Below are 656 nucleotides of genomic sequence, written 5' to 3' on the forward strand. Positions count from 1 at the left end.
TGCGAGGACGTTACCACGACGCCGCGAAGCGGCGTCGGCTTGAATGAATTGTTAGCGCGCCGAAGCTGGCTGTTTGCCCGCTGCCGAGGGTGTGAAAGATTGCCAGGAGCTAAGAGATCTGACACCGCGCGGAGGTGTATCAGGTCCGAGATATGCCGGAGCGCGGGCGAGAGTGGATCAGAGAAGCTCTTGTGGCGTCTGTCCAAGACGCTCTTTGCTGAAATCTGCTTCTTCTGCGCGCTAACGGCTGAGGTCAGGCGGGCCGGCGAGAAACTTAATCCATGCGAGGCAATGACCCGGCCTCGCCTGCACCGATTTGTTAGGCGGCAACCACAACCAAACGAGGAAACAAACGATGTTGACCATGACCGTTGCAGAGATCCGCGATCTGGCCCGATTCGCTGGCCTGATGATCGACGACACCCTTGAGCCGTCGGATGACGAACTGGAGACGCTCATCACCGTCGGGCTTTGCCCTGCCGAAGGCATCCGAAACGATGGCGAGCCGTCCGATCCAGAGTCCGTGTCGCACTACAAGCACATGGCCTACTACACCGACTACCCCGACGAAGGCGGCATTGGCTTGGGCGACGAGATTGCCGCCTAACACCTGAGTTAAGCCGCGCCGCGAAGCGGCGTCGGCTTGAATGAATTGT

1 protein-coding gene is annotated in these 656 nt (G+C 59.5%); it reads left to right on the forward strand.

Annotated features, from left to right (window positions below; genetic code table 11):
* The first annotated feature begins 355 nt into the window (after positions 1-355).
* Positions 356-607, forward strand: a complete 252-nt coding sequence (locus tag SPK54_RS13640) for a hypothetical protein (protein WP_330948412.1) — start codon at positions 356-358, stop codon at positions 605-607.
* The last annotated feature ends 49 nt before the right edge of the window (positions 608-656 follow it).

The organism is Thermomonas sp. LB-4, assembly GCF_036409385.1.
Lineage (GTDB): Bacteria > Pseudomonadota > Gammaproteobacteria > Xanthomonadales > Xanthomonadaceae > Thermomonas.